Annotated in this window: 4 protein-coding genes and 4 pseudogenes; 7 read left to right on the forward strand and 1 reads right to left on the reverse strand. The window is 57.8% G+C overall.

The window, feature by feature from the left end:
• The 7 genes and pseudogenes from ACZYSM_RS28910 to ACZYSM_RS28940 all read left to right on the forward strand — a co-directional run.
• A pseudogene (locus tag ACZYSM_RS28910) lies at positions 1-127 on the forward strand (IS630 family transposase); the annotation flags it as partial.
• Positions 127-1278: pseudogene (locus ACZYSM_RS28915) on the forward strand (tyrosine-type recombinase/integrase); the annotation flags it as partial. The pseudogenes ACZYSM_RS28910 and ACZYSM_RS28915, both read left to right, overlap by 1 nt.
• Before the next feature lie 107 nt (positions 1279-1385).
• Positions 1386-2171: a hypothetical protein gene (locus ACZYSM_RS28920; RefSeq protein ID WP_489077055.1), complete on the forward strand. Its 786-nt coding sequence runs from the start codon at positions 1386-1388 to the stop codon at positions 2169-2171.
• Positions 2172-2266: 95 nt separating this feature from the next.
• On the forward strand, positions 2267-2512 hold the full coding sequence (locus ACZYSM_RS28925) for a helix-turn-helix transcriptional regulator (RefSeq protein ID WP_489077057.1): 246 nt from the start codon (positions 2267-2269) through the stop codon (positions 2510-2512).
• 92 nt (positions 2513-2604) lie between these two features.
• On the forward strand, positions 2605-2865 hold the full coding sequence (locus tag ACZYSM_RS28930) for a hypothetical protein (protein ID WP_489077059.1): 261 nt from the start codon (positions 2605-2607) through the stop codon (positions 2863-2865).
• Positions 2866-2982: 117 nt separating this feature from the next.
• Positions 2983-3864, forward strand: a complete 882-nt coding sequence (locus tag ACZYSM_RS28935) for a toprim domain-containing protein (RefSeq protein ID WP_489077061.1) — start codon at positions 2983-2985, stop codon at positions 3862-3864.
• A 106-nt stretch (positions 3865-3970) separates the two neighbouring features.
• A pseudogene (locus ACZYSM_RS28940) lies at positions 3971-4375 on the forward strand (DUF927 domain-containing protein); the annotation flags it as partial.
• Here the strand turns inward: ACZYSM_RS28940 and ACZYSM_RS28945 are convergent.
• A pseudogene (locus ACZYSM_RS28945) lies at positions 4373-4498 on the reverse strand (IS630 family transposase); the annotation flags it as partial. The pseudogenes ACZYSM_RS28940 and ACZYSM_RS28945 overlap by 3 nt on opposite strands.

Below are 4498 nucleotides of genomic sequence, written 5' to 3' on the forward strand. Positions count from 1 at the left end.
CAATGCTCAGCCAAGCCTATACGTCTGGAATGCAAAAGGTGAAGACATCTTGCGCAAGATCCAGCGTGCGCGAGAGGCGATGGCATCACAGTCCAAAGAGAACGTTTTTTCTGAGGCAGCACACTAGATGGCGCCGGGCTCTATCTGCGAGTGAAGCCCACCGGCCAGAAATCTTGGGAGCTGCGCTACAAAAAAACCGATGGCAAATGGTCTTGGCTGGGCTTGGGAGGTTACGGCAAGGGTAGCCACCAGTTAACCGGCGAGCAGGCGCGCCAGAAGGCGGCAGAATTGCGCGACGGCACAGCTAAAGAAGGCAGCATGCTTGCCACCCAGCGAGCAAAAAAAGCCGCAGAGCTTGAAGCCGCCAATAATACGTTCGAACATCTGGCACGCGAGTGGTACGCCAACAAGCGCAAAAGCTGGAGTACCGGGACAGCGACCAGAGTTATAGGCGCACTGGAGCTTCACGTATTCCCGGTCTTCGGAAAGCGCCCCTATCAAGGCATTCTGCCGATGGAGTGGATGGAGTTCCTGCGCAGCATGGAACAGACCGGCATTATCGAACAGACCAGCCGAGTACGTGGCATATGCCGGGAGATTTACGACCTAGCCCGCGTCACCGGACGTGCCACCCACAACCCGCTTGAAGGGCTGCATAAGTTCCTGACGACCAAACCCGCCGAGAACTATGCCCATGTTCCAATCGACGAACTGCCACCCCTATTACGAGCCATCAGAGCGTACCCGAGCGCTGCCGACATTCGTATTGGCCTGCACTTACTGTCTATGCTCGCTTGCCGGCCGTCTGAGCTGCGAGAGGCCCGGTGGTCTGAGTTCGATCTAGGTACCGGTCTTTGGACGATTCCAGCCGAACGAATGAAGCGCCGTCGCGAGCATGTGTTTCCCCTGCCACGCCAAGCCGTTGAACTGTTGCATAATCTGCACAACCTCACAGGTTCCTACCTGCTGCTATTCCCTGGCCGTAGCGATACAACAAAGCCACGCTCCAACACCGTGTTCCTAATGGCCCTGCGCCGACTGGGCTATGAAGGTCGGCAGACCGGTCACGGATTCCGACATATCGCTAGCACGATCCTCAACGAACACGGCTTCGACGAAAACCACATTGAGGCCCAGCTTTCTCACGTCAAAGATGGGATTGCAGGGGTCTACAACAAAGCCCAGTACCTGGCCCAGCGTACGACCATGATGCAGTGGTATGCAGACCATCTCGACAAGCTAGCAGGTGGCAACGTCGTAGCACTTAAACGGGCCTGATGCCCTCAATCGAATCATGAGTTTCATGTCTATTTGGCAGTGCCGTCAGGCCAGCTCCGCCATAGGCATAGCCCTCCCGACTCCCAATCAATGCAGCAGGGACACATATGGCAATTAAGCCTCTGAAACTCAAACGCTACATATCAGAGGGCGAGGCGGCCCAACTGTTCTCATTACTGATCGGCGAACAGGTCAGCGATGGAGAGATGGCCGAGTATGCGCTATCAGGGGTAGTGCCTGCCTATATGCAGGCTATACGAAGTGCCCATGAAATTTACCCGGATCGCGGCTTTTGCTTAGTCGCCCAAGAAAAGTTCGATGACCACCTGTACGAACCGCATGCGAGTGACGCACATGGATGGCTTTCGGTTATTCCTTACCCGCTGCCAGAGGACGGCTGGGTCATTGATAGCCGTGGGCAAGAGTGGCGAGTGCTTACACTCAGGGACAATGGCGCTCTTGTATCAGTAAAAGCTGAAGACTATGTGCGGGTATACGTATCCAAAGAGGTTTTTCAGGTAGCACAGATTGTCAATGATTCATCTGCATGCCCCGAGTGGCCAGCGTTGACGCACTCATATGGGCAAGCGTTAGTCTACGGCGATGAGGCAAATGACCTGGCCCGCATTGACAGCCCATTTGAGGGCGATATTGATCTGATGGACATGGCTGAACGATGCGACCGCATGGAATTGCGCATACGAAAAGCAGAGCGTCGTATCGAATGGCCGCTGGTGGTCGCTGGACTTTGGGAGCTGTTGCGCGATGACTGGAAAAAGCAGGGCGCTGCCGCTGAGGAAATTGGTAAGCGTAAGTGGAAAGGAGCGCGCAAAGACGATGTAAATCATGCTCTGGGACAGGCAAAACAGGCTATGGAGGCGCTGAGCCAATAGTCCTGCTTGCAATGCAAACGAATATTTTGCATTGCTATGACAGGGGCGAGAAAGATGCATAACGTAGCTAGCCTCAACCGTATGGAGGCATATGAATGCATCTGAATCACCCTGCACCAAGCAAAGGCTTGATTCGACAGCCCGCGCTTTGCCAATGGCTAGACGTGACCCGCTCGGGCCTCGACAAGCTCAGGGCAAAAGACCCGACCTTTCCCGCCCCTATCAAGGACGGCGACTCCCGCCAGGCCGCTGTGTTCTACGTCGTAGCCGAGGTAGACGCCTGGCTACAAGCCAAGATCGCGAAGCGTGACAATGCCCAAGAAGATGGGGGTAAACAATGAGCTTTCCCAGCCCATGGCAAACCCTTTTCGAGGCGTTAAAAAGCAGTCCAACCGGCAACTTGATCGATCAAGAGGATAGCTTGGACCTCCTGATGTCCTTGGCCCACGACCACAGCGAGCGACTGTGCATGGGCATCACCGCCATCAGCGAACTACTAGACGGTGCCGTCAATACTGACCGGCTCGACGATGTTTTAGCCGGGCATATCTGCTGGATGCTCTCCCACATGGCGGGGCTTTCAGTCCAACTGGCAGCGGTAAGCCGTGACACTAACCGCAAGTTGGCCAGCATTACAGCGGCCAGAAAAGCCATTCCTCCCGTGACCTACTCGCACCCTTTAAGCCCGGACTAATCCCATGACGAACTTTCAACAGTGCCGCCAGGCGCTGACGGGATCGGCTTGCCAGAAAAAAGCCACAGTGCTGTCCTACGTCACTGCCGAGCGGCTCACCCCACCGAAGGGGCGAGCATGAAAAACGCGACGATCCGTTTCCGTGATGCGCTCCAGTCTGTCTATGGTCTGCTCGACTGGTTGCCCACCCCCGATGGTGCCATTCACCGCTTCCACGTTCCCGGCGACAAATCCGGCAGCCTCAACGGCTGGTACGTCCTGTATCTGGACGGAATTGCCTCGGGGGCGTTCGGCAGTTGGAAGTCTGGTGGCGCCAGCACCTGGAGCAGTCGTGAGCCTGCCGACCATCACGAAGCCGGCCAGGTGCGCCAACGCATCGAGCAGGCCCGTCAGCAACGCGAGGCCGAGCAGCGCCAACGCCAACAGAGCACGGCAATTATTGCTCGGCGCTGGTGGCGTGACGCACGACGCGCCAACCCTGACCACGCCTATTTGATCGCCAAGGGCGTTCGCTCCCACGGCCTGCGCCAGCGCAATGACGAATTGCTGGTGCCGCTGTATGCCGGTGGTGTGCTGGTCAACCTGCAACGGATAGCCCCGGACGGCAGCAAGCGTTTCTTGGCTGGTGGCCGGGTGAAGGGCTGCTATTCGCCCATGGGCCGCATCACGGCAGACAAACCGCTTTGCATTTGTGAAGGTTGGGCCACGGGTGCAACGCTCCTTCAGGAGGGCGGCTATACCGTCGCCTGTGCCATGAACGCCGGGAACCTCAAGCCGGTGGCGCTGGCACTTCGGGCTGAATATCTCACCGCCGCAATCATCATTGCGGGCGACGACGACAGACGCACCGAGGGCAATCCCGGACGCACGGCAGCCAATGCCGCCGCCATCGCAGTCGGTGGCCTGGTGACGTTCCCGGAGTGGCCTGTAGGTGCGCCGGACGCGCTCTCAGACTTTAACGACCTTTACCGCTGGGAAGCCGACCATGCCAGCCAGTAACGTCACGCGCCTGACGATTGATTTAGGCGGCACGGCTGGGGCGACTGACGGCACCGATGCGCCAACAACTACCGCAACTCATGCGGCAAAGGGCGCGGCCAAGTTTCTGACGTGCGCACACCCAACGATTGCGCCTGAGCGCCCGAGCTGGGGCGTGTATGAACACTGGGTAACGAACGAAAAAGGCCGCAAGTTGCGCCCCGGTGTGTACCGGCATGGCTTCAAGCGGGTGGCTGGCCAAGATGATGACGACGCCGAGAGCGATACCGGCGACCGCCCTATCACTGACGAATGGATCGCCACCCCCGTGACTGTAGCGGCCCGCACCACCAACAGTGACGACGGCAGCGAGGGGCGTTTCCTGCGCCTGGTCACTGAAAGCGGCATCAAGGAATGGATCATCCCCATGGAGGTGTTCGGCGGCAGTGGCGAGGATGCCCGGCGCCAACTGTTCGGCATGGGCGTGATTATCGCCCTCAAGAAGCGCGGACAATTTATGGAGTACCTGCTAGTGTGCTGTCTCAGAAAAAACGTTCTCTTTGGACTGTGATGCCATCGCCTCTCGCGCACGCTGGATCTTGCGCAAGATGTCTTCACCTTTTGCATTCCAGACGTATAGGCTTGGCTGAGCATT

The sequence above is a fragment of the Pseudomonas sp. F220 genome (assembly GCF_057813935.1).

What these genes read in the sequence shown, in the direction of transcription:
- ACZYSM_RS28920 (WP_489077055.1), top strand. Translation starts at nt 1,386, where the DNA reads ATGGCAATTAAGCCTCTGAAACTCAAACGCTACATATCAGAGGGCGAG.
- ACZYSM_RS28925 (WP_489077057.1), top strand. Translation starts at nt 2,267, where the DNA reads ATGCATCTGAATCACCCTGCACCAAGCAAAGGCTTGATTCGACAGCCC.
- ACZYSM_RS28930 (WP_489077059.1), top strand. Translation starts at nt 2,605, where the DNA reads ATGTCCTTGGCCCACGACCACAGCGAGCGACTGTGCATGGGCATCACC.
- ACZYSM_RS28935 (WP_489077061.1), top strand. Translation starts at nt 2,983, where the DNA reads ATGAAAAACGCGACGATCCGTTTCCGTGATGCGCTCCAGTCTGTCTAT.